The 18,978-nt window shown below is 63.0% G+C and carries 24 protein-coding genes; 10 read left to right on the top strand and 14 right to left on the bottom strand.

The window, feature by feature from the left end; translation table 11 throughout:
- Positions 1 to 21: 21 nt before the first annotated feature.
- The 3 genes from QZ497_RS00750 (at position 22) to QZ497_RS00740 (ending at position 1,084) form a co-directional block, all read left to right on the top strand.
- Positions 22 to 285 carry a hypothetical protein gene (locus QZ497_RS00750; RefSeq protein WP_295470136.1) on the top strand — a complete coding sequence of 88 codons (264 nt, stop codon included), beginning with the start codon at positions 22 to 24 and terminating at the stop codon, positions 283 to 285.
- Positions 286 to 398: 113 nt separating this feature from the next.
- Entirely contained in the window at positions 399 to 635 is a 237-nt protein-coding gene (locus QZ497_RS00745) for a hypothetical protein (protein WP_295470134.1), read from the top strand.
- Positions 636 to 712: 77 nt separating this feature from the next.
- The gene (locus QZ497_RS00740; protein WP_295470132.1) at positions 713 to 1,084 is read left to right on the top strand and encodes a c-type cytochrome; all 372 of its coding nucleotides are present in this window, start codon (positions 713 to 715) and stop codon (positions 1,082 to 1,084) included.
- A 3-nt stretch (positions 1,085 to 1,087) separates the two neighbouring features.
- Here the strand turns inward: QZ497_RS00740 and QZ497_RS00735 are convergent, their stop codons facing one another.
- A complete protein-coding gene (locus tag QZ497_RS00735; RefSeq protein ID WP_295470130.1) occupies positions 1,088 to 1,252 on the bottom strand; it encodes a DUF6021 family protein in 165 nt (54 codons plus the stop codon).
- Between the two features lie 139 nt (positions 1,253 to 1,391).
- Between QZ497_RS00735 and QZ497_RS00730 the strand changes: the two genes are divergently transcribed.
- From QZ497_RS00730 to QZ497_RS00715, 4 genes are all read left to right on the top strand, one after another.
- Positions 1,392 to 1,853, top strand: coding sequence for a DUF4124 domain-containing protein (locus tag QZ497_RS00730; protein ID WP_295470128.1), 462 nt, complete (start codon positions 1,392 to 1,394; stop codon positions 1,851 to 1,853).
- 39 nt (positions 1,854 to 1,892) lie between these two features.
- Complete coding sequence (locus QZ497_RS00725) at positions 1,893 to 2,186, top strand: DUF6388 family protein (protein WP_295470126.1); 294 nt, start codon at positions 1,893 to 1,895, stop codon at positions 2,184 to 2,186.
- Between the two features lie 112 nt (positions 2,187 to 2,298).
- On the top strand, positions 2,299 to 2,988 hold the full coding sequence (locus QZ497_RS00720) for a crotonase/enoyl-CoA hydratase family protein (protein WP_295470124.1): 690 nt from the start codon (positions 2,299 to 2,301) through the stop codon (positions 2,986 to 2,988).
- Positions 2,989 to 3,087: 99 nt separating this feature from the next.
- Positions 3,088 to 4,059 carry a magnesium and cobalt transport protein CorA gene (locus tag QZ497_RS00715; RefSeq protein WP_295470122.1) on the top strand — a complete coding sequence of 324 codons (972 nt, stop codon included), beginning with the start codon at positions 3,088 to 3,090 and terminating at the stop codon, positions 4,057 to 4,059.
- 240 nt (positions 4,060 to 4,299) lie between these two features.
- Here QZ497_RS00715 and QZ497_RS00710 read toward each other — a convergent pair whose 3' ends face one another.
- Positions 4,300 to 5,013, bottom strand: coding sequence for an amidotransferase (locus QZ497_RS00710; protein ID WP_295470120.1), 714 nt, complete (start codon positions 5,011 to 5,013; stop codon positions 4,300 to 4,302).
- A 728-nt stretch (positions 5,014 to 5,741) separates the two neighbouring features.
- On the opposite strand from QZ497_RS00710, the gene QZ497_RS00705 reads away from it, so the two are divergent.
- Positions 5,742 to 6,113: a rhodanese-like domain-containing protein gene (locus QZ497_RS00705; protein ID WP_295470118.1), complete on the top strand. Its 372-nt coding sequence runs from the start codon at positions 5,742 to 5,744 to the stop codon at positions 6,111 to 6,113.
- Between the two features lie 45 nt (positions 6,114 to 6,158).
- Here the strand turns inward: QZ497_RS00705 and QZ497_RS00700 are convergent, their stop codons facing one another.
- The 7 genes from QZ497_RS00700 to QZ497_RS00670 all read right to left on the bottom strand — a co-directional run bounded on the left by QZ497_RS00700 (position 6,159) and on the right by QZ497_RS00670 (position 13,290).
- Positions 6,159 to 6,965 (bottom strand): transglutaminase family protein, encoded by an 807-nt coding sequence (locus tag QZ497_RS00700; protein ID WP_295470115.1) that lies wholly within the window; start codon positions 6,963 to 6,965, stop codon positions 6,159 to 6,161.
- Positions 6,962 to 7,921 (bottom strand): alpha-E domain-containing protein, encoded by a 960-nt coding sequence (locus QZ497_RS00695; RefSeq protein ID WP_295470113.1) that lies wholly within the window; start codon positions 7,919 to 7,921, stop codon positions 6,962 to 6,964. The genes QZ497_RS00700 and QZ497_RS00695 overlap by 4 nt, the downstream gene beginning before the upstream one ends.
- A gap of 12 nt (positions 7,922 to 7,933) precedes the next feature.
- Positions 7,934 to 9,343, bottom strand: a complete 1,410-nt coding sequence (locus QZ497_RS00690) for a circularly permuted type 2 ATP-grasp protein (RefSeq protein ID WP_295470111.1) — start codon at positions 9,341 to 9,343, stop codon at positions 7,934 to 7,936.
- Positions 9,344 to 9,777: 434 nt separating this feature from the next.
- Positions 9,778 to 10,116, bottom strand: a complete 339-nt coding sequence (locus QZ497_RS00685; protein WP_295470109.1) for a ribonuclease E inhibitor RraB — start codon at positions 10,114 to 10,116, stop codon at positions 9,778 to 9,780.
- A 194-nt stretch (positions 10,117 to 10,310) separates the two neighbouring features.
- Positions 10,311 to 10,550 carry a hypothetical protein gene (locus QZ497_RS00680; RefSeq protein WP_295470107.1) on the bottom strand — a complete coding sequence of 80 codons (240 nt, stop codon included), beginning with the start codon at positions 10,548 to 10,550 and terminating at the stop codon, positions 10,311 to 10,313.
- 243 nt (positions 10,551 to 10,793) lie between these two features.
- Positions 10,794 to 12,875 (bottom strand): LTA synthase family protein, encoded by a 2,082-nt coding sequence (locus QZ497_RS00675; RefSeq protein ID WP_295470104.1) that lies wholly within the window; start codon positions 12,873 to 12,875, stop codon positions 10,794 to 10,796.
- Between the two features lie 223 nt (positions 12,876 to 13,098).
- On the bottom strand, positions 13,099 to 13,290 hold the full coding sequence (locus QZ497_RS00670; RefSeq protein WP_295470101.1) for a PLD nuclease N-terminal domain-containing protein: 192 nt from the start codon (positions 13,288 to 13,290) through the stop codon (positions 13,099 to 13,101).
- A gap of 172 nt (positions 13,291 to 13,462) precedes the next feature.
- Between QZ497_RS00670 and QZ497_RS00665 the strand changes: the two genes are divergently transcribed.
- Positions 13,463 to 14,389 (top strand): ZIP family metal transporter, encoded by a 927-nt coding sequence (locus QZ497_RS00665; protein WP_295470098.1) that lies wholly within the window; start codon positions 13,463 to 13,465, stop codon positions 14,387 to 14,389.
- A 4-nt stretch (positions 14,390 to 14,393) separates the two neighbouring features.
- Here the strand turns inward: QZ497_RS00665 and QZ497_RS00660 are convergent, their stop codons facing one another.
- Positions 14,394 to 14,918, bottom strand: coding sequence for a hypothetical protein (locus QZ497_RS00660; protein ID WP_295470096.1), 525 nt, complete (start codon positions 14,916 to 14,918; stop codon positions 14,394 to 14,396).
- A gap of 70 nt (positions 14,919 to 14,988) precedes the next feature.
- Positions 14,989 to 15,516 (bottom strand): ankyrin repeat domain-containing protein, encoded by a 528-nt coding sequence (locus tag QZ497_RS00655; protein ID WP_295470093.1) that lies wholly within the window; start codon positions 15,514 to 15,516, stop codon positions 14,989 to 14,991.
- 330 nt (positions 15,517 to 15,846) lie between these two features.
- On the opposite strand from QZ497_RS00655, the gene QZ497_RS00650 reads away from it, so the two are divergent.
- Positions 15,847 to 16,125 (top strand): DUF3509 domain-containing protein, encoded by a 279-nt coding sequence (locus tag QZ497_RS00650; protein WP_295470090.1) that lies wholly within the window; start codon positions 15,847 to 15,849, stop codon positions 16,123 to 16,125.
- Positions 16,126 to 16,226: 101 nt separating this feature from the next.
- On the opposite strand, the gene QZ497_RS00645 is transcribed toward QZ497_RS00650, so the two are convergent.
- From QZ497_RS00645 to QZ497_RS00635, 3 genes are all read right to left on the bottom strand, one after another.
- On the bottom strand, positions 16,227 to 16,919 hold the full coding sequence (locus QZ497_RS00645; RefSeq protein WP_295470087.1) for a LuxR family transcriptional regulator: 693 nt from the start codon (positions 16,917 to 16,919) through the stop codon (positions 16,227 to 16,229).
- A 299-nt stretch (positions 16,920 to 17,218) separates the two neighbouring features.
- The gene (locus tag QZ497_RS00640) at positions 17,219 to 17,743 is read right to left on the bottom strand and encodes an acireductone dioxygenase (RefSeq protein ID WP_295470085.1); all 525 of its coding nucleotides are present in this window, start codon (positions 17,741 to 17,743) and stop codon (positions 17,219 to 17,221) included.
- A gap of 73 nt (positions 17,744 to 17,816) precedes the next feature.
- Entirely contained in the window at positions 17,817 to 18,977 is a 1,161-nt protein-coding gene (locus tag QZ497_RS00635; protein ID WP_295470082.1) for an MFS transporter, read from the bottom strand.
- Position 18,978: the final 1 nt, after the last annotated feature.

Here is an 18,978-nt window from a genome sequence, read left to right as displayed (position 1 = left end):
AGTCGAGACAAGGAGTAGATCATGCGCAGATCGGTCATATCCCTGCTGGCGGTGTTCGTATTGGCCGCCGCGCTGCCCTCGGTGGCCATTGCCGAAAACGAACTGGAAAAAGGCGTACGCCACGATAACCGCGAGCTGGACAAGGGCGCGGATCATGACGCCAAGGAAGTCGACAAGGGCGTGAAGCACGATGCCAGCGAAGTGGACAAAGGTGCCAGGCACGCCGATGACGAGCGTCACAAGGCCGACAAGCATGTCGACAAAGAAGTCAAGAAAGACCTCTGATCGCCGCAGGTCGCGCTGGCGTGGCCGGGCGGCAGGCGCTTTGTTAACCTGTGCGGCTCCGCTTGGTTCGGGGCGAGTGCGCGACTGGCGCGCTCCAGCACCTGGAAACCGCCATGAGCCGAAGCCTGCGCCACACGCCGATCTTTCCCATCACCTCTGCGACTTCCGAAGCCTGGGACAAGGCCCACTGGCATCGAGCCTGGCGCCGTGCCGAGCGTCAGCGCCTGGGCTGTCGCCCGTTCAGCGAACCCCTGCCGGAGCGAGCGTTCTTCAACCCATGGACGATGAACAAGGACGGTAAGCACTGGCGATCCGCAACGCCTCTCGGCCACCCGGTCATGCGCAAGTAAGCGGCATCACCGAAGTTTTCCTGGTGCTGCGCCTGGGGTAGCATCCTCGGCCTGATGCCAAGGGCTGTCCGGATGCCATGATCAAGAATTGCTTACTCATCCTGCTGATGCTGTTGCCTGTGGGCCTTGCCCAGGCTGCCGGCGATGCCGAAGCCGGCAAGGCGGTATTCACCAAACTGTGCTCGGGCTGCCACAAGATCGGCCCCTATGCACGGGCGGCGTTCGGCCCCCAGCTCAATGGCGTCATTGGCCGCCAGGCGGGGCACACCGACGACTACAAGTACACCGAGGCGATGCTTAACTCCGGGATCGTCTGGACCCGTGAGAACATCGCCCGTTTCGTCAAGGACCCCAGCGGCATGGTGCCCGATACGCGCATGAAACTCTGGTGGCTGGGCAATGACCAGCGCATGGAAGACCTGCTGGAGTACCTGCAGGCCAACCCCTGACCCTCAGCGTTCTGGCGTGTCGTAGGGCGGATAGTCGTCCTTGGGCTGGCGATCGTTCGGCGCATCGGCAGGTGCCGGCGGGTCGACCTGCGGGTCTTCGAGGTCTGGCGACTCATGATCGAAATCCAGGTCGTCAGGCTTGTGGGTATCAGGGGTTCGAGCAGACATGCAACCTCCGCAACATGATGGGCGTTGTAAGACTGTGAGCCGCCCGGGTCATGAAGGTGCACCCCGGATGGACGAACGGTAGGCCGTTGTCTGGCACTTGCGCCCAGTGCTAGCCTTGCGCCATCCACGGAGGGAATTCATGTCACGTCATTCGTTTCTGGCCATCTGCCTGCTGGCCACCGCCCTGCCCGCCTGCGCCGATATCTACAAATGCACCTCTGCCGAAGGTCATGTGAGCTTCGCCGCGGTCCCCTGCGAACCCGGCAAGGGCGAAACCACCGTGCAGCGCGGCGGCCCGCCATTGGCGACGCCGGATATCCCGCGCGAGCACATCCAAGAGGTCTACCAGCGGGCGATCAAGAACCTGCAGATTCCTGGCAAGGCCAACGTCAAGGTCATCGAAGGCGAGAACTACAAGAAGCTGCAGGTCAGCCGCCTGCCGCCTCCTACGGTCGCCTCGCAATGCGTCAGCCCTTTCTACGAAAGTGGCTGCTTCGATCCCTCGGCCGGCCAGTCATCCTTTGCCGAAGCGCTGCGCAGGGCCGCCGCAACCGGTGCGGCGATCCCGCCGGGCTTGCCAGGCAGCCTGCGAAACCCATAATGGCGCCTTTGCCCAGCCAATAGCCGAAGGACGCCTGGAATGAACCTCAACGACTGGCAACAAGCCGCCCTGGCCCGCTACCTCGCCGACCACCCGACCCTCAAGGATGAAATCGCCGCGCTGAGCGAACGCGAGCAGGCGCAGCAGGTGCAATGGGCCTTCGAGGACGCCGCCGAGGAACAGGGTATCGAGCCCTGGGAACTGGCCATCGAACTGATCGCCGAGTCTCCCGAGCAACGTCAGGCCATGCGCCTGGAGGCGCACCGACAGGTTGCCGAAGCACTGGGCATGGACTGGGAAGAATATTGCTCGTTCAACGATATCCAGCTGTGACCCGCGGCTGCAGGCGTGGCCGACCGGGCCTTCGGTGACCCGTGAGTCAGTTCTTTACCTGCGCGCGGGGTATGCGTAACGTCTGCCCATCACGCCCAGAAGGAACCGTTCCATGAGTGACCTGCTCTCCTATCAGTTCGACGACGGTATCGCCACGCTGACCCTCAGCAACGGCAAGGTCAACGCCATCTCACCGGCGCTGATCGACGCGCTCAATGCCGCGCTGGATCAGGCCGAGAAAGACCGAGCCGTAGTGATCCTCACCGGCCAGCCGGGCATCCTCTCCGGCGGCTACGACCTCAAGGTGATGACCGCCGGCCCCGAGGCCGCCATCGCCCTGGTTGCCCAGGGTTCGACCCTGGCCCGCCGCCTGTTGTCGCACCCCTTCCCGGTCATCGTTGCCTGTCCCGGTCATGCGGTGGCCAAGGGCGCCTTCCTGCTGCTGTCGGCGGACTACCGCATCGGTGCCGCCGGCCCCTTCCAGATCGGCCTCAACGAAGTGCAGATCGGCATGACCATGCACCATGCGGGCATCGAGCTGGCCCGCGACCGACTGCGCAAGTCAGCCTTCCACCGTGCGGTGATCAACGCCGAGATGTTCAGCCCGGAAGCGGCGCGGGACGCCGGCTTCCTCGATCAGGTCGTGGCCGCGGAGCAGTTGCTGGAGACCGCTCGCCAGGTGGCCGGCAACCTCAAGAAGCTCAACATGAATGCCCATCGGCAGACCAAGCTCAAGGCCCGCCGCGCCTTCCTCGAAACCCTGGACGCCGCCATCGAGCAGGACCGCCAGCATCTGGCCTGAAACGAACTCCTGGCCCCAGCCATACTCTGAACAACCGGCGTGCGGCCACGCCCCGCGCCGCCTCCTCTCCAGCATCCTTGCGAAAGAAGCGATACCGACATGGGCCGAGTAGTTGCAGCAGCGGTTTACAGCGCAGGCAGGAAAGTCAGCGACATCACCCTTGAAGAAGGTGCAGCCTGGGCCGCCAAGCCGGGCCACTTCGTCTGGATCGGCCTGGAACAGCCCGACCCGCATGAACTGGCCAGCCTCAAGAAGCAGTTCAACCTGCACGAGCTGGCCATCGAGGATGCCCTTGAGGTACACAGCCGGCCCAAGCTGGAAACCTTCGGCGACGCGCTGTTCATCGTCACCTATGCACCGGTGCGCGAGGCCGGCAAGCTGGTGTTCATCGAAACCCATATCTTCGCCGGCAAGGGCTATGTGATCACGTCGCGCAATGGCCATTCCAAGTCCTACAGCGCCGTACGCCAACGCTGCGAAGCCCGGCCGCTGCTGCTGTCGCACGGCGAGGACTTCGTCCTGTATGCACTGCTGGATTTCGTCACCGAGAACTACCAGCCGGTGGCCGAGGCCATTCATTGCGAACTCGAAGAGCTGGAGCAGAGCGTGCTGGCCGGCGCCATGAGCGATGCGCACATCCAGCGCATCCATGGCCTGCGTCGTGACCTGCTGCGCCTGTGGCGCTACCTGGCGCCCATGGTGGAAGTGGGTGAAGAACTACAGAAGCTCAGCTTCCCGTTCATCGACAAGAACATGCGGCCGTACTTCCGCGACGTGGAAATCCACGTCAAGCGGCAGATGGAAGACCTGGCCAACCTGCGCGACCTGGCCAGCCAGACCATCGAGATCGGCCTTTTGCTGGAGTCTTCACGGCAGGGTTTCATCCAGCGCAAATTCGCCGCCTGGGCGGCGATCCTGGCCTTCCCCACGGCCATCGCGGGCATCTACGGAATGAACTTCGAGAACATGCCGGAGCTGAGCTGGCACTACGGCTACTTCATCGTGCTGGGGGTCATCGTCGGCGGTTGTGCCGGGCTGTTTGCCAGCTTCAAGCGTTCGGGCTGGCTGTAGAACGCTTTGCGGCTTTGAAGGGAGCGAGCTTGCTCGAGAAAAGCTGGCAAAGTCGCTGAGTTTGCTGTGAACGTGACGCCGCCTTCGCGAGCAAGCTCGCTCCCACGGCCGGAACTGACCAGTATTGGCATTAGCCGCAAAACGACCGCATGTTCACAGCAGATGCGCTGAGCTTCCTGGCAATTTTGCAGCTAAAGCCGCTCCTACCGAGCTGCCTGAGGCAGCCCCGGCGCAGGGTCGTCAGGCCGATTGCGCCACGAAACGCAGCATCCACTCGCCCACCACGCGACCGTGATGGTCGTGACCCAGGCCCGACAGGGCCCTTTCATAGAGTTCCTTGCCCAGCGACTCCTGACGAATGTGCATCAGCGCCTTGGAGTAGTCGTGAATGAACTCCGGATGCCCTTGGAAGCACAGCACCTGGTCGTCGATGTGGTAGGCCGCGTAACGGCAGAAATCGCTGGAGGCGATGACCGTGGCGTTTTCCGGCAGGCGGGTCACCTGGTCCTGATGGCTGATCAACAGGGTCATGGTTTCCAGGCCTGGTGACATCCAGGGTGCGGAGCGCTCGATCCGGTAATGGTGAATGCCTACGCCCCAGCCCTGCGTCGCACGCTCGGTCTTGCCGCCCAGCAGCAAGGCCAGCAGTTGATGACCAAAACAGATGCCCAGCAGTTTCTCACCACGCTGGTAGAGGCCCAGCAGGTAGGTCTTGAGCACCTGGATCCAAGGATCACTGCCAAACGAGTCGGCCTTGCTGCCGGTGACCAGATAGGCATCGAAGCGCTCCGAGTCGTCCGGGTAGTCGCCCTGCATGACGTTATGGATGACGAACTGCGCCTCGATGGGTTGCCCCGAGAACAGCACTTCGAACATGTGCCCGTAGCCGCGGTAGGGGTCGACCAGTTCGGGGCGCAGAATGTCGGTTTCCAGAATGCAGATGCGTAACGACATGAAAAGTAACCTGAAACGGTAAAGGGAAATGATTCAGCGCGCCCAGCCTGCCCGCATACCCATGGCAACGCAAGGGCCATTGCGCACGCCCGTTGCGGCGACAGGTATTACAGGGTCGCTTCCAGGCCCTGTCAGGCGGCTGGATTTCTGCCAACCTGATTCCATCGAGCGACAAGCCGGCCCAGCAGACGAACGGTATGGCCAATGGCGAGGCGTCTAGCCAAAGCATCGGCTGCGGTCCCGACAATCTTTGATAATTTTTGAAGCTTAAAACATGAGCCGAAAGATCAAAGCATTCTAAATCTCATGAAACCCGGGCTCTAAGGTTAAATCAGTCATTACATGGTCTTTCGGGGCCGGGGTGGGCAGATTCGCAGATCAACAACGATTTTCGGAGCTTCCCACCGGGCAGGGCGCAACAACATCGCTTAGCGCGCCGGCGGATCGCGGACAGGAAAACGCGCCCCACCTGCCCATGGCAGCACTCTTCCCCTGGTGGGCCAAAAGCTCGGCTTCTCGGCCCTTCGGGTTGTGCAGGAATAACAACAAAAGGCAGTCAGCCATGTTCAAGTATTCGAAACTTCGTCAGGCGGGGCTCATTCTGTTCGGAACCATCCTGGTGCTCATCGTACCGAATCTCTCGCGCCTGTTCGGCTGAAACGGCAAACCCCTGTCGGTCGGCAACCGTCTGTGCCACCCTGTCTGGAAGGACCAACGGAGACAGACTCATGCACAGATGGATAGCCCTCGCCGTGTTGACCTGGAGCATCAGCGCTCATGCGGGGGACGTGACCCAGGCCGCGGCTGTGGCCGCGCTGAAGGAAGGTCGGCTGGCCGTGGACGTGCGCAGCCAGATCGAGTACGACGCCGGCACCGTACTCAATGCCGTGCGGGTCGACCCGGTGCGACTGGTCAATCAGATGAAGCAGGTGCTCACTGACCGCAATACGGTATTCGTGATCTTCGCCAGCACCGACGAAAAAGCCGACAAGTACCAGAATCGCCTGAACAAGGCCGGCTATCTGAGCGTGATCAACGGCGGTAACTACGAAGAGCTGCACAACGCGCTCTATGACATCACCGACGACCCTGCCGAATGATCGCAGACAGGCCCGGGCCGCCTTGCTGGCGACCGGGCCTGTTGTTCACTGATGCTGCGTCTGGCCCATGGGCGGGGCCGGCTCGACCAGCACCTTGGCGTGCATCTGCTCGAAGCCACCGCCACGGCGCATGCCGCGCACCGGACAGGCGTCCAGGTAATCCAGCCCCACCGCCACCTTGAGGTGCCGCTCCGGCACCGCCAGCTGATTGGTCACATCGAAGCTGTACCAGGCGTCATCCAGCCAGGCTTCGGCCCAGGCATGGCTGGACAGGTGCTCACTGTCCTGGGTGCACAGGTAACCCGACACATAGCGCGCCGCAATGCCCAGGCTGCGGGCACAGGCCAGAAACGCATGGGTATGGTCCTGACACACCCCGGTGCGCCCGGCAAAGGCCTGGGCTGCGGGAGTATCGACCTCCGTCGCGCCCGGGGTGTAGACCATGTGCTGGTGCAACGCCTGCATCAACCCGCTCAGTGCCTGCCGGTCGCGGCGCCCCGCACAATGTTCGGCGGCGAACGCCCGCAGGGCTTCGTCGGCCTCGGTCAAGCGCGTGTAACGCAGAAATGGCAACGGTGACTGGTCGTCGTGCTCGGCTTCGCGGCTGGGATCGATCTCCACCTGGCCCCGCGCGGTGATGACGATCGACTCATGGGGCTCGTCGAGGGTCAGCACGTGCAGGATGTTGCCATAGGGGTCGATCTGCGCGCGCACCGCGCGCGGCAGGTCCAGTTGCCAGCTGAGGATCTTCTGCCGCTCGCTGTCGTGCGGGGTCAGGCGCAGGTACTGGATGCTGGCGCGCACCTGAGCTTCATAGCGATAGCAGGTCTCGTGGCTGATCGAGAGTCTCATGCGGCCTCCAGATAGGACGTGTGAATGGCGTCGCCCAGCTCGGCGATCAGGGGAATGAAGTCGTTCAGCCAGGCATGCAGGCCAGCCTCGAGCACTTCGTCGATGCCGGTGTAACGCAGCCGGGCATGCAGCTCGGCGACCATGCGCTGAGCGGGACGACCGTTGACGCCGGGCAGGCTGGTAAGCACTTCTTCGAGTTCCTCAAGGCAGGCCAGCAGCGAACGCGGGGTGTCGGCACGCAGCAGCAGCAACTCGGCCACGTGACGGGCGCCCGGCGCCTCACGGTACAGCTCGGTATAGGCCTCGAAGCACGACAGCGCACGCAGCAAGGCGCTCCACTGATAGTAGCCAGCGGCCGAGCTGTCGGCGGCGGCCTTCACGTGGGAGCCGCGCAACTCGAGCATTTCATAGCGTGCGTCGAGCATGCGCAGGGTGTTGTCGGCGCGCTCGATGAAGGTCCCCAGGCGAATGAAGCGGAAGGCATCGTTCCGCATGATGGTGCCGTAGGTGGCGCCACGGAACAGGTGCGCGCGCTCCTTGACCCACTCGCAGAAACGGCTCATGCCGTAGCGGTTCAGGCCCTGCTGGGCAATGCCGCGGATCTCCAGCCAGGTGGAGTTGATGTTCTCCCACATGTCGGCGGTGATACGCCCGCGCACCGCATGGGCACAGGCACGCGCCGCGCCCAGGCAGCTGTAGATGCTGGCCGGGTTGCTGGCATCGAGGGCGAAGAAATGCAGCATGCGTTCGGCGTGCAAGGCGCCGTGGCGCTCCTTGTAGGTGTCCAGTGTGCCGGTGATCAGCAGCGGCATGGCGATTTCGTCCAGCCCGTCGCCGCGCCCGTCCTGAGGCATGAGCGACAGGGAATAACTGACGTCGAGCATGCGGGCGAGGTTTTCCGCCCGCTCCAGGTAACGCGACATCCAGAACAGATCTGAGGCAGTTCTACTCAACATAGGCAGGCATCCTTAATCCTCGACCACCCAGGTGTCCTTGGTGCCGCCACCCTGGGACGAGTTCACCACCAGCGAGCCTTCACGCAAGGCCACCCGGGTGAGCCCGCCGGGCACCACGCGGGTTTCGCGGCCAGACAGGACAAAGGGACGAAGATCGATGTGTCGCGGGGCGATGCCGTTCTCGACGAAGGTCGGACAGGTCGACAGGGACAGGGTGGGTTGGGCGATATAAGCATGTGGCCGGGCGATCAGGCGGGCACGGAAGGCTTCGATCTCGGCACTGGTGGCCGCCGGGCCGACCAGCATGCCGTAGCCACCGGAGCCCTGGGTTTCCTTGACCACCAGATCCTTGAGGTTGGCCAGCACGTGGGACAGCTCATCGGGCTTGCGGCACTGCCAGGTCGGCACGTTCATCAGGATCGGCTCCTCGTCGAGGTAGAAGCGGATCATGTCGGTGACGTAGGGGTAGATGGACTTGTCGTCGGCCACGCCGGTGCCGATGGCGTTGGCCAGCACCACGTTGCCGCTGCGGTAGGCCGACAGCAAGCCCGGCACGCCCAGCACCGAGTCGGGCCTGAAGGCCAGCGGATCGAGGAACGCGTCATCCAGGCGCCGGTAGATGACATCCACCGGTTGCGGCCCTGAAGTGGTACGCATGAAGACCCGTTCGTCACGCACGAACAGGTCTGCCCCTTCCACCAGCTCCACGCCCATCTCTCGCGCCAGGAAGGCATGTTCGAAGAACGCACTGTTGAAGCGCCCGGGCGTCAGCACCACGACGCGCGGATTATCCAGCGGGCTGGAGCTTTTCAGAGTGTCGAGCAGCAGGTTCGGGTAGTGGTCGATGGGTGCGATGCGCTGCGCGGCGAACAGCTCGGGGAACAGACGCATCATCATCTTGCGGTCTTCGAGCATGTAGCTCACGCCGCTGGGCGTGCGCAGGTTGTCTTCCAGGACGTAATAGGTACCGTCGGCATCACGCACCAGGTCGACCCCGGAAATGTGCGAGTACAGGTCGCGGTGCAGATCCAGGCCCTGCATCGCCAGCTGGTACTGGTCATTGGCCAATACCTGGTCAGCCGGCACCACGCCCGCCTTGATGATGCGCTGTTGGTGATACAGGTCGGCAAGGAACATGTTCAGCGCCCTGACGCGCTGGATGCAGCCACGCTCCACCACCTGCCATTCGCTGGCAGGAATGCTGCGCGGAATGGTGTCGAAGGGGATCAACCGCTCGGTGCCCTGCTCATCCCCATAGAGCGTGAAGGTGATACCTGCACGGTGAAACAGCAGATCGGCCTCGCGCCGGCGCTGGGCCAGCAGTTCAGGAGGGGCATTTTCCAGCCACCGGGCGAACTCCCGGTAATGCGGACGGACCAACCCGCCCGCGTCATACATCTCATCGTAAAAGTTACGGGTCATGCCGAACTCCTTGTCACCCTGGACACAAAGGCCATCGCAAAGCCCGTGCCACTGGCATAAACCGTTATTTTTCAAATACTTGAATATTCGAAAGTGTTACCTGGCACCATTTCCGTGCAATCAGACGCACAATTTCACACCCCACGCCTCATTCTCAGGCAGCCGCGGCTAAAAACTATAGGCCATATAGAGAGCATTGATTATTCATGGAGCCAGCAATTAGCCACAATTCCTCTCGCAGCCACCGCGAAGTCCCGGCAGCACGGTGGTGCAACGAATCACTGACAATCTTCCCGTTTAAGCCACTGCTCGCAGTGGTTTTTTTTTGCCCCGCCGGAACCGGAGTGCAGCCCTTGCACCGCCATGAAACAACGAAGGCCCGAGCGGAGTGATTTGCGCTCGGGCCTTCACGGCTGCGGTATTGCCTGGGAGGTTCAGTTCAGGCGACGGATCTCATGCTTGACGCCCCAACCTTCGACCTCGCCATCCAGCGGCGAAATGGCCGCCTGCAGGTCCTGCTCGAAATCACCGATGCCGTGGTAAGTGGCATACATCACTTTGCTGACCTGCAGGTGCCAGGCGCCATCCTCCCGCTCATTGACCTGGGCGTTGAGCGACTCGCCGCGAAACTGCCGGGCAGCCTGCCTGGCCCTTCGCTCATCCGGAAATACCGCGTAGAACTCGATGGGATGGATACGGGCGAAATCGAATCCGCCCTCTTTCATGCAGCGCAGTACGTGGCTGCTGATGTCTTCGTGATTGGCTGTGCTCATGAAACGTCCTCCTATGCAACGATAGATAGAGTTTCAATGCCCGCCGAACAGAGCTCGCGCCCGGATACGGCAAGGCGATCAAGCATGGAGCTGGGCGGTAGCGGCCCGCAGCAGACGCGCTACCGACAGGGACAGGCCCTCACGGACCTGAAGTGCAGATTAGCTCCGCGATCTCCGGACCGCCAGACGGTACGTCAACCGGAGACCTCAGTAATGGAAATGATCTGGACACTGTTGTAGTCCTTCAGCGTCTTGACCGTCGGCTCTACGCTGCGTCCTTCCAGATCGTTCAGGTCCAGTTCCGTCGCCAGCGGGTACAGCTTCGGGCGCAACAGGCGGGCAACCTCCTCATGCGTCGGCTGCTGCAACGAATCCATCGTCAGGCGTTGTTGCACGCCATCCTTATCCAGATACGAAACGGCCCACTGTTTCATCAAAACCTCCGCAAAACAGCCAGACAATCGGCTTACGTGATCTTGACCGGTACAGCAGCGGGTTCGTTCAGAGGATTTTCGACGGATGTTGCCGAGTGGGACGCGATTGGCAATACCTGCATGCCAGGCGGCGCCGATGTGTCGGGCGAGATGGGCTGAAAGGTCACGACCGGGGCTGGGCGCAAGTACCCCACAGGGCGGCTGCCGGGGCTGGCAGCGACCTGCGGGGGTCAGGGGCGGGTGTCAGTTCTTGCTGGCTTCCACCCCGGCGGTGTTGTCCAACAGGCTCTTGGTCGCGGTCTGGATGAAGCTATCCAGGCGACGCTTGAGCTCGTCGGTCTCCGGTGCATCCGGAATGACCTCGGCCGAAGGCTGGGCCCCGAGCTGGTACTCCAGCACCTTGGCCGGCATGTCCACCGGCTCGATGAGGATGCGATTGCCACTGAGGATGCCGACCACCTGCTCGCTGCCGGACGGCTTGATCACGCCGAAGCCCTTGTCGCCCTCAGGCAGGTTCAGCAGGTCGCGACCCCAGCACTGGTGACGGGTTTCGCCGCCCAGGCGGCCCATGATGGTCGGCACCACGTCGACCTGGGTGCCGACGACGCTGCTGCGCTTGCCGAACTTCTCCTGGATGCCGGGGGCGATCATCAGCAGCGGAACGTTGAAACGCCCCAGATCCATTTCGGTGAGCTGGCGATTGTTGCCGAAGCCATGGTCGCCCAGCACCACGAACAGGGTTTCCTTGTAGTAAGGCTCCTTCTTGGCCTTCTCGAAGAACTGCCCCAGCGCCCAGTCGGAATAGCGCATCGCGGTCAGGTGCTCATCCAGCGAGCCGTGGCCGGTGACCCGCTCCACCGGCAGGTCCTTGGGCAGCGCGTAAGGCGTGTGGTTGGACAGGCTCTGCAACAGGGCGTAGAACGGCTTGCCCTGACCCTGACGGGCCTTCAGCTCCTGCGCGCCACGGTCGAACATGTCCTGGTCGGAGACGCCCCAGGTGGGGTCCGAGAACACCGGGTTGACGAAGTCGTTGCGGCCAACGAAGTTGGTCATGCCCTGGTTGCTGAAGAACCCGGACTGGTTGTCCCAGGCGAAATCGCCGTTGTAGACGTACACGTCGTCGTAGTTACGCCCGGTGCTCAGCAACTGCGGCAGGCCGGACAGCTTGTGGCTGCCTTCCGGGGTCTGCATCAGGTATTCGAAGCCCGGCAGGTTGGGGAAGCAGGCCATGGTGGCGAACATGCCCTGGTGGGTGTGGGTGCCGTTGGAGAAGAAGTGGTCGAACAGCAGCCCCTCCTCGGCCAGCTTGTCGAAATACGGGGTGATCTTGGCATCGCTGCCCAGCGCACCCACCGAATGGCCGGCAAAGCTTTCCAGCAGGATGACCACCACGTTGCGGATCGGCAGAGTGTTCTGCGCCGGCGGGGTGAAGTCACGGCGAATCGCGGCCTTGTCGGCCTCGACCAGCTTGTCGTTGGCGGTCAGCAGCATGTCGCGAACGGTCTGCTGGGCCTGGTCCTGTGGCAGGGTGGCCTTCCAGATATTGTCACGGTCCTCGGACATGCGACTCTTGGCGGCGGCGATCAGCGTCAGGGTGCCGTTCAGGCCCAGCTGGTTGGCGAAATTCGACTCGGTGGTGTAGGCATCACCCCAACGCAATGGCGGACCTTGGCGCAGGGTGCCACGCGCAGCGACCACAGCGACCAGCAGGATCACCACGAACACCCCGGCACGCAGGTACCAGGGTGCTCCGGCCGAGGCGCCGACGCTCGACGCCAGCGCCTGACGCGGCCGGGCAAGACGATCGAAACCCTTGAACACCAGGCTCAGCAGCCAGGTCACCAGCGCCCAGGCCAGCAGGTAACGCACCACCGGGAAGCCATACCAGAGCATGCTCAGCACAGTCTTGGGGTCTTCCTTGACGTACTGGAAGACCAGACCGTTGAGGCGCTGGTGGAACTCACGGTAGAAGTCCATCTCCATCAGGCCGAAGAACAGCGTGAGGCTGCCGACCAGGGTCAGCCAGAAACGGAACACCCCTCGCGCACGCATGGCACGCAGGCTGAACACCGCGAAGAACAGCGGAATCAGCAGGTAGACGGTCAAGCGCAGGTCGAAGCGCATGCCATTGGCCAGCGCTTCGAGAAAGGTGGACATCGGCGTGTCGCCGATCATCTCGCGGTTGTACACCAGCAGGCCGATACGCAGCAGGGTGTACATCACCATCAGGGCCAGGCCGCTGAGCAGGGTATAGAGCAGGTGATGCTTGAGCGTGGGTTCAGGCAGGCGGGACAAGGCGTGCCGAGAGGCGTCCGTTTTGGCCATGGATAGGAGGTCCGCAGGATTCGAGGTTGTAGTGGAAGGCCCTGGCGGCGTGACGGGACGCACACGTGAGGATCACGAATGCGCGTACCGCAGGTCCGCAGGGGAACCGCCGACTTCAGGAAGACGGCGGCCGATGATCGCCGCGCATGATGATCCAGGCAATGTGAAAATTATGTGGGAACACAATTGCTTAGGTTTTGTACGAGAAACCGGCGAGCGACGGTCAGACGCGCAGGTTGCCACGCGGTCCGGCCAACGCCCAGATGATCAGGCCAAGCACCGGCAACAGGGCGATGAGCAGTACCCAGAGAATTTTGATGCCCACCTCGGCGCTGCTCTTGAGCACGTGCAGGATGGCCCAGATATCCAGGGCCAGAATGATCAGGCCGATGAGGCTGTTGAAAGTCGATCCCATGATGGTACTCCCCGAACAAAGGTGGTAAGGCTGTGGCAGACCCCTGTCCGGTATATCGGGCCAGGAGCGTTCCACTACAGAACCTGCCGGCGATGAAAGGTTTCCATTGAACCAAGCGCTCGCCGCAACGCTCGCAAACCAGAACTGCATCGTTTCACAAGAGGTCACTGCCATGCCCGCCCCTGCTCCACTGCGCTCGCTGCGCTCGACCTGGTCCGCACAGGTCCAGGCCGCTCCCCTGCTCAGCCTGGGTTTCCTGCTGGCCATCCTGATCGTACTGGGCCTGGGCGTCGCCAGTCTCTACAACGCCTTCAATGGCGCCAACCAGGCCAACCTCGACCACGCGCTGCTGGGCGGCAGTGCCGGTTTCCTGGCCACCGCGCTGGGCGCGGTCATGGCCGTGGTACTGCGCGACATCAGCCAGCGCACCCAGGACATCATGCTCGGTTTCGCAGCAGGCATGATGCTCGCCGCCAGTTCCTTTTCGCTGATCCTGCCGGGGCTGGATGCCGCGCGGGAGATCACCGGCACCGGGCCGCTGGCGGCGGCTACGGTGGTCACCGGCCTGGGCCTTGGCGTGCTGCTGATGCTCGGCCTGGACAAGTTCACCCCCCACGAACACGAGAGCGTCGGACGCCAGGGACCGGAATCCGAGCGCATCAACCGGGTCTGGCTGTTCGTGCTGGCCATCACCCTGCACAACCTGCCCGAGGGCATGGCCATCGGCGTCAGTTTCGCCGGTGGCGACATGAACGTCGGCTTGCCGCTGACCAGTGCCATCGCCATCCAGGACATTCCTGAAGGCCTGGCAGTGGCCCTTGCCCTGCGTGCCACCGGGCTGTCGCCGCTTAAGGCGATGCTGGTCGCGGTCGGTTCGGGCCTGATGGAGCCCCTGGGCTCGGTGGTCGGGCTGGGCATTTCCAGCGGTTTTGCCATCGCCTACCCGCTGAGCCTGGGCCTGGCTGCCGGAGCGATGCTGTTCGTGGTGTCCCACGAGGTGATTCCGGAAACCCACCGCAATGGTCACCAGACCTCGGCCACCCTGGGCCTGATGGGCGGCTTTGCGGTGATGATGTTCCTCGATACCGCGCTGGGCTGACGGATCAGGCCTCGCCTTGGCGCGCCTTGAGCGCCGGGGCGGCATGAATACCGACCTCGGCGGCCAGCTCCAGCACCCGCTGTTCGTCACAGCCGTACACCAGCACCGCCTGCAGTTCGTCATCCAGCGGCTGGCTGAAGTCCATCAGTACATAGCCGCCCATCTCCTTGTTCATGCTGCCGAGCTGGATCTGGATGCGATTCAGGGCGGTCAGCGGCTCGGTCTTGGCCAGTTGCTTGGGCTTGATGTTGAACGGCACGCTGGGCCCGAACGAGGCGACGATCTGCGCGAACAGGTCCATGTAGCTGTCGGCCTGGAACAACACGGTGTCCGGCAGGCTGCCCACCACCACCCACTCACCCAGGGGGATCGGAAAGCTGTCGTCGTAGTTGATGTCGGGATTGGCCGCCAGGAAACCCGCCGGGTCGGCGTAGGCCTGCGCGGCTTCGTCGGCAATGCGCTCGATATCCGGCTCGCTCATGCAGCCGGAGCTGATCTTGCTGATGAGTTCGAGCAGTGAAGCTTTCATGGGGGATCCTCGGCCGGCGAAAAGAGGCGCGCAGGATAACGGGAAAACCCGCCCGCCTCCATCGCCAGGGTCAGCCGAAGCGGGCCAGTTGCTCGGCTGTCTCCGGAGCGCCCATGGCCTGCGCAGCACCCAGCGCGGTCACGCCACGCGCATCACGCGCCAGTGGGTCGGCGCCTTGCGCCAGCAGATAGTCAACAATCGCCGTGCGATTGAACATCGCCGCCATCATCAACGCAGTGCGTCCATCGGCCGAGGCCCCCTCCACGCTGGCACCGGCCTCGATCAACGCTTTGACCACCGCTAGGTCGCCCTTGAAGGCTGCGCCGGCGATCGGGCTCTGGCCGTTGTCGTTACGAATCTCGGGGTCAGCCTTATGACGCAGCAGCACCTGCACCGCTGGCAGATGCCCGTGATAACTGGCCAGCATCAGCAGCGTGTCGCCCTTGTGATTGCGCAGGTTGACCGGCAGGCCCTTCTCCAGCAGGCGCTCGAGCATCAGGGCATCACCCTGGCGAGCGACATCGAAGACCTGCTCAGCGAACTCGGCGGCTTCTTCATCGGTCATTACCTGGGCGGCGTTGGGGTGTGCATCGGTCATGTGGCGCTCCTTGTGGCGAATCCGGCATCTATGTCTTGCAACAGATGACCGCCAGTCTTACCGGCGGTTCGTTCTGCGTCAAAACCGTCGCGTCTATCAGATTGATAGAGAAGATTGCGGAACTCTACCGGCCTTTCGCGGTTGTGGGACGACCGGCAAAATGCAGGATGCCCGACGGGCATTCATGCAAATTGCACGACGCACGATTTGAACTGGTTTTTTAAGTCATTGATTTTAAAGGATTTAATTATTTATCAAGTCTGGCACAGACACTGCAATCCATTAGGTCAGAACGTTTTCCCATTGCTTGGACTAATGGAGCTGCCAGACATGACTTTCATTCAGGAAAAATTCGCCTCGGTCTTCTCCGACTATCAGGTCACCACCCAGGCTCGCCCAGACGGCGGCGTGCTGCTGACCCTGCGTGACCAGCAAGGCAAGGAGACTCGTCGCTGCGTGTCTTACGCTCAGCTTCATACCCCCGTGCAACTGGAATGGGTCATCAGTGCCATCCGTCGCGACCTCGCCGCACAAGCCAGCGAGCTGCCAGCCATTTCGATGCTGCAAAGCCAGCACCGTTTCGACCTGCCGACCTATCACAGCCGCTGAGTCGATGGCGCCATTCGGCGCCGCCCACTGCATTTCCACACCCTCGTTTGTACCGCAGCCTTGGCGCTGCGGTTTTTTTTGCCCGTGCGTAATGCCCCCGCTCAGTGAATGAGTCCGCGGCACAACGCCTCGCCCACCGCCTGGGCGCGGTTGGCCACTCCCAACTTGCCGTAGATGGCCTTGAAGTGATACTTCACCGTCGACTCGGAAACCGCCCGGATACGTGAAATCTCATGGTTGGTCTTGCCCTCCCGCGCCCAGCGCAGAATCTCCAGTTCGCGCTCGCTGAGCGCCTGGGAGCGCAGCGGCACACCCCGCCCGACCAGATGCAGCACCGGTACCAGGCTGCTGACCAGGTACTTGTCTTCGTTATCCAGATGGCGTTGCAAACCGCCCAGCGTGCACACCGAGATGACCCCGGTACTGGCCGAGCAATGACTGGCGTAACCGTAGGACTGCGCAGGCAGCAGCCCGGCTCGGCGCAACGCCTGCAGATAATGCGGGGGCGCCGGGTACAGCCGCAGTGCGTCGCGCCAGTCGACGAAGCCGAGCTGGTTGCGACAATGACGCACCACGGGGTCATCGGCCAACGGGTAATCCTTGAGGAAGAAGTCCGCCTGGGCGGGCGGCAGGTTGGCCCCCACACAGGTCAGCAACAGGGGTCCCTTGAACTGATAGAACAGCGCCAGCGTGCAGTGGCACTCCTGACACAGCCAGTGCAAGGCGTTTTCGATGGCCAGACGGCCATCCGGTTCGGCGATACTGCTCAGCATCTGTCTTACGAGTAAGTTCATGATCGTGCGGCGGGTCCTGGCACGGCGTCACGCCGCTGCAAGGCGGCGCGGACGACACGGGTTGATCCAGCCGGCGAACTTACATGAAGCGAAAAGCCGTTTATCCCCCAGGTGAACAATCAGCACTTGCTGACTTTCAGACGACGCAAGTCCTACCCGAAGCTCGGACTCGCCCGACGTTTACTGCAAAGACCAAGACACCCTGAAAGGGACCGGCCCGGATCACGCCTGCTGACCTGTATTGCGGCTAACGCGGCCGGCACAGGCGGAAACACACCCGGCCCAGGGCAGTGACGGGTTCAGTAATCCAGGCGCGGGAAACGCCGGGCGATGTCGTCACCGGTGGCCTGGTCGGGCTGCTCATCGGCCGCGGCAGCCAGCCTGGCCACAACCAGGCAAGGGTTGTCGCCGCTATCGACCCAGTGCGCGGTGCCGGCCGGCAGCTGGAGCAGGTCATGCTTTTCGCAGACCAGTACCTGCACGCAATCACCCTGGCGCAGATAGACCATGGCCCGCCCGGCCAGGAACCAACGCAGTTCGTCGGTGCCCGTGCGATGTTCTTCGGTCCAGCCAGCCGGGAGTGGATCTTGCGGCCCGTCCTGGCTGACCACCTGGCGAACGCTCAGACCGTATTCGGCACAAGCGGCCTGCAACTGGGCCTGGGCAGCGGCGTCCAGTTCACCCGGCGCCACCCGCCCCTGCACCGTGCGCCGGGCAAAACCGATGCCCTGCCCGGCCAGGGTCGCGGCGATGTCCTCAAGGTGGTTGAGGACCTTCAGGGGGACCTCGGGGCTGGACAGTGAGTAAACGAACAGGCTGCTCATCGAAGGACTCCTTGGCCGGCACAGCGAAGGCGTCGCCGCCGGCTCGAAACGAAACACGGGTTGCCGGCGACCATCAGACGGCCCGGCGCGGTAGATATAGGATCAGCAGGCTGGCACCCAGTGCCGCCAGGCTGGCGATGGCGAAGGTCCAGGCAGGCCCCAGACTGGTCCAGGCATAGCCGGAATACAGCGCACCCAGCGCCCCACCGATGCCCGACAGCGCCGCATAGAACGCCTGGCCCTGGCCCTGCTGGCGCGCGCCGAAGCTGTGGCGCACGAAATGAACCGCCGCGGCGTGAAAACTGCCGAAGGTGGCGGCGTGCAACAGTTGCACCGGCAGCAGCACCAGCAGATGGTCGGCCCACTGGCCCAGCAGCAGCCAACGCAGCGCGGCGAACAGGAAACTGAGCATCAGGACCTGGCGTACCGCAAAACGCTGCAGGATCCGCCCCATGGCCATGAACATCAACACTTCGGCGACCACGCCCAGCGCCCAGAGTAAGCCGATCATTCCGCGGCTGTAGCCGAGGGCTTCGAGGTGCAGAGTCAGGAAGGTGTAGTAAGGCCCGTGGCTGAGCTGCATCAGGGCCACGCTGCCATAGAACGCCAGCACGCCTGGGCGCAGCAACTGAGCCAGGAAACCGCTGGCGCCATGTGTCTCGGCATCGACGGCGGGCTGGGCATTGGGCACCTGCCAACTGGCCAGCGCGATACCGGCCATGATCGTCATGACGATCCACGGATAGAGCGCCAGGCTGAACCACTCCAGGGCCAGCCCCAGCACCACGACGGCGAGCATGAAGCCCACCGAGCCCCAAAGACGCACCTGGCTGTAGCGCCAGGGCTGATCCTTCAGGTGTGCCAGGGTGATGACCTCGAACTGCGGCAGAATCGCGTGCCAGAAGAACGCGTGCAAGGCCATGACCATGGCCAGCCAGAGGTAGCTCTTGTCCACCAGGATCAGCGAAAAGGCCAGCAGGGTACAGGCTGCGCCAGCGCGCACGATGACCAGCCGCTGGCCGGTGCGGTCGCCCAGCCAGCCCCACAGATTGGGAGCGATGCAGCGCATCAGCATGGGAATGGCCAGCAACTCGCCAATGCGCGCGCTGGGGAACCCCAGGTAATGCAGATAGAGCGCCAGGAACGGCGCCGAGGCGCCGAGCAACGCGAAATAGAACAGGTAGAAGCCGGACAGCCGCCAGTACGGCAGGCTGCCCGAGGACGGCTCGGCCAAG

This window comes from uncultured Pseudomonas sp., assembly GCF_913777995.1.
Taxonomy (GTDB): Bacteria; Pseudomonadota; Gammaproteobacteria; order Pseudomonadales; family Pseudomonadaceae; genus Aquipseudomonas.
The sequence above is the reverse complement of the archived record's forward strand: the minus strand, read 5'-3'. Positions and strand labels throughout refer to the sequence as shown.

Bases quoted from the DNA above. Each gene is read 5' to 3' on its own strand.
- QZ497_RS00750 (WP_295470136.1), top strand. From the start codon at position 22: ATGCGCAGATCGGTCATATCCCTGCTGGCGGTGTTCGTATTGGCCGCC.
- QZ497_RS00745 (WP_295470134.1), top strand. From the start codon at position 399: ATGAGCCGAAGCCTGCGCCACACGCCGATCTTTCCCATCACCTCTGCG.
- QZ497_RS00740 (WP_295470132.1), top strand. From the start codon at position 713: ATGATCAAGAATTGCTTACTCATCCTGCTGATGCTGTTGCCTGTGGGC.
- QZ497_RS00735 (WP_295470130.1), bottom strand. From the start codon at position 1,252: ATGTCTGCTCGAACCCCTGATACCCACAAGCCTGACGACCTGGATTTC.
- QZ497_RS00730 (WP_295470128.1), top strand. From the start codon at position 1,392: ATGTCACGTCATTCGTTTCTGGCCATCTGCCTGCTGGCCACCGCCCTG.
- QZ497_RS00725 (WP_295470126.1), top strand. From the start codon at position 1,893: ATGAACCTCAACGACTGGCAACAAGCCGCCCTGGCCCGCTACCTCGCC.
- QZ497_RS00720 (WP_295470124.1), top strand. From the start codon at position 2,299: ATGAGTGACCTGCTCTCCTATCAGTTCGACGACGGTATCGCCACGCTG.
- QZ497_RS00715 (WP_295470122.1), top strand. From the start codon at position 3,088: ATGGGCCGAGTAGTTGCAGCAGCGGTTTACAGCGCAGGCAGGAAAGTC.
- QZ497_RS00710 (WP_295470120.1), bottom strand. From the start codon at position 5,013: ATGTCGTTACGCATCTGCATTCTGGAAACCGACATTCTGCGCCCCGAA.
- QZ497_RS00705 (WP_295470118.1), top strand. From the start codon at position 5,742: ATGCACAGATGGATAGCCCTCGCCGTGTTGACCTGGAGCATCAGCGCT.
- QZ497_RS00700 (WP_295470115.1), bottom strand. From the start codon at position 6,965: ATGAGACTCTCGATCAGCCACGAGACCTGCTATCGCTATGAAGCTCAG.
- QZ497_RS00695 (WP_295470113.1), bottom strand. From the start codon at position 7,921: ATGTTGAGTAGAACTGCCTCAGATCTGTTCTGGATGTCGCGTTACCTG.
- QZ497_RS00690 (WP_295470111.1), bottom strand. From the start codon at position 9,343: ATGACCCGTAACTTTTACGATGAGATGTATGACGCGGGCGGGTTGGTC.
- QZ497_RS00685 (WP_295470109.1), bottom strand. From the start codon at position 10,116: ATGAGCACAGCCAATCACGAAGACATCAGCAGCCACGTACTGCGCTGC.
- QZ497_RS00680 (WP_295470107.1), bottom strand. From the start codon at position 10,550: ATGAAACAGTGGGCCGTTTCGTATCTGGATAAGGATGGCGTGCAACAA.
- QZ497_RS00675 (WP_295470104.1), bottom strand. From the start codon at position 12,875: ATGGCCAAAACGGACGCCTCTCGGCACGCCTTGTCCCGCCTGCCTGAA.
- QZ497_RS00670 (WP_295470101.1), bottom strand. From the start codon at position 13,290: ATGGGATCGACTTTCAACAGCCTCATCGGCCTGATCATTCTGGCCCTG.
- QZ497_RS00665 (WP_295470098.1), top strand. From the start codon at position 13,463: ATGCCCGCCCCTGCTCCACTGCGCTCGCTGCGCTCGACCTGGTCCGCA.
- QZ497_RS00660 (WP_295470096.1), bottom strand. From the start codon at position 14,918: ATGAAAGCTTCACTGCTCGAACTCATCAGCAAGATCAGCTCCGGCTGC.
- QZ497_RS00655 (WP_295470093.1), bottom strand. From the start codon at position 15,516: ATGACCGATGCACACCCCAACGCCGCCCAGGTAATGACCGATGAAGAA.
- QZ497_RS00650 (WP_295470090.1), top strand. From the start codon at position 15,847: ATGACTTTCATTCAGGAAAAATTCGCCTCGGTCTTCTCCGACTATCAG.
- QZ497_RS00645 (WP_295470087.1), bottom strand. From the start codon at position 16,919: ATGAACTTACTCGTAAGACAGATGCTGAGCAGTATCGCCGAACCGGAT.
- QZ497_RS00640 (WP_295470085.1), bottom strand. From the start codon at position 17,743: ATGAGCAGCCTGTTCGTTTACTCACTGTCCAGCCCCGAGGTCCCCCTG.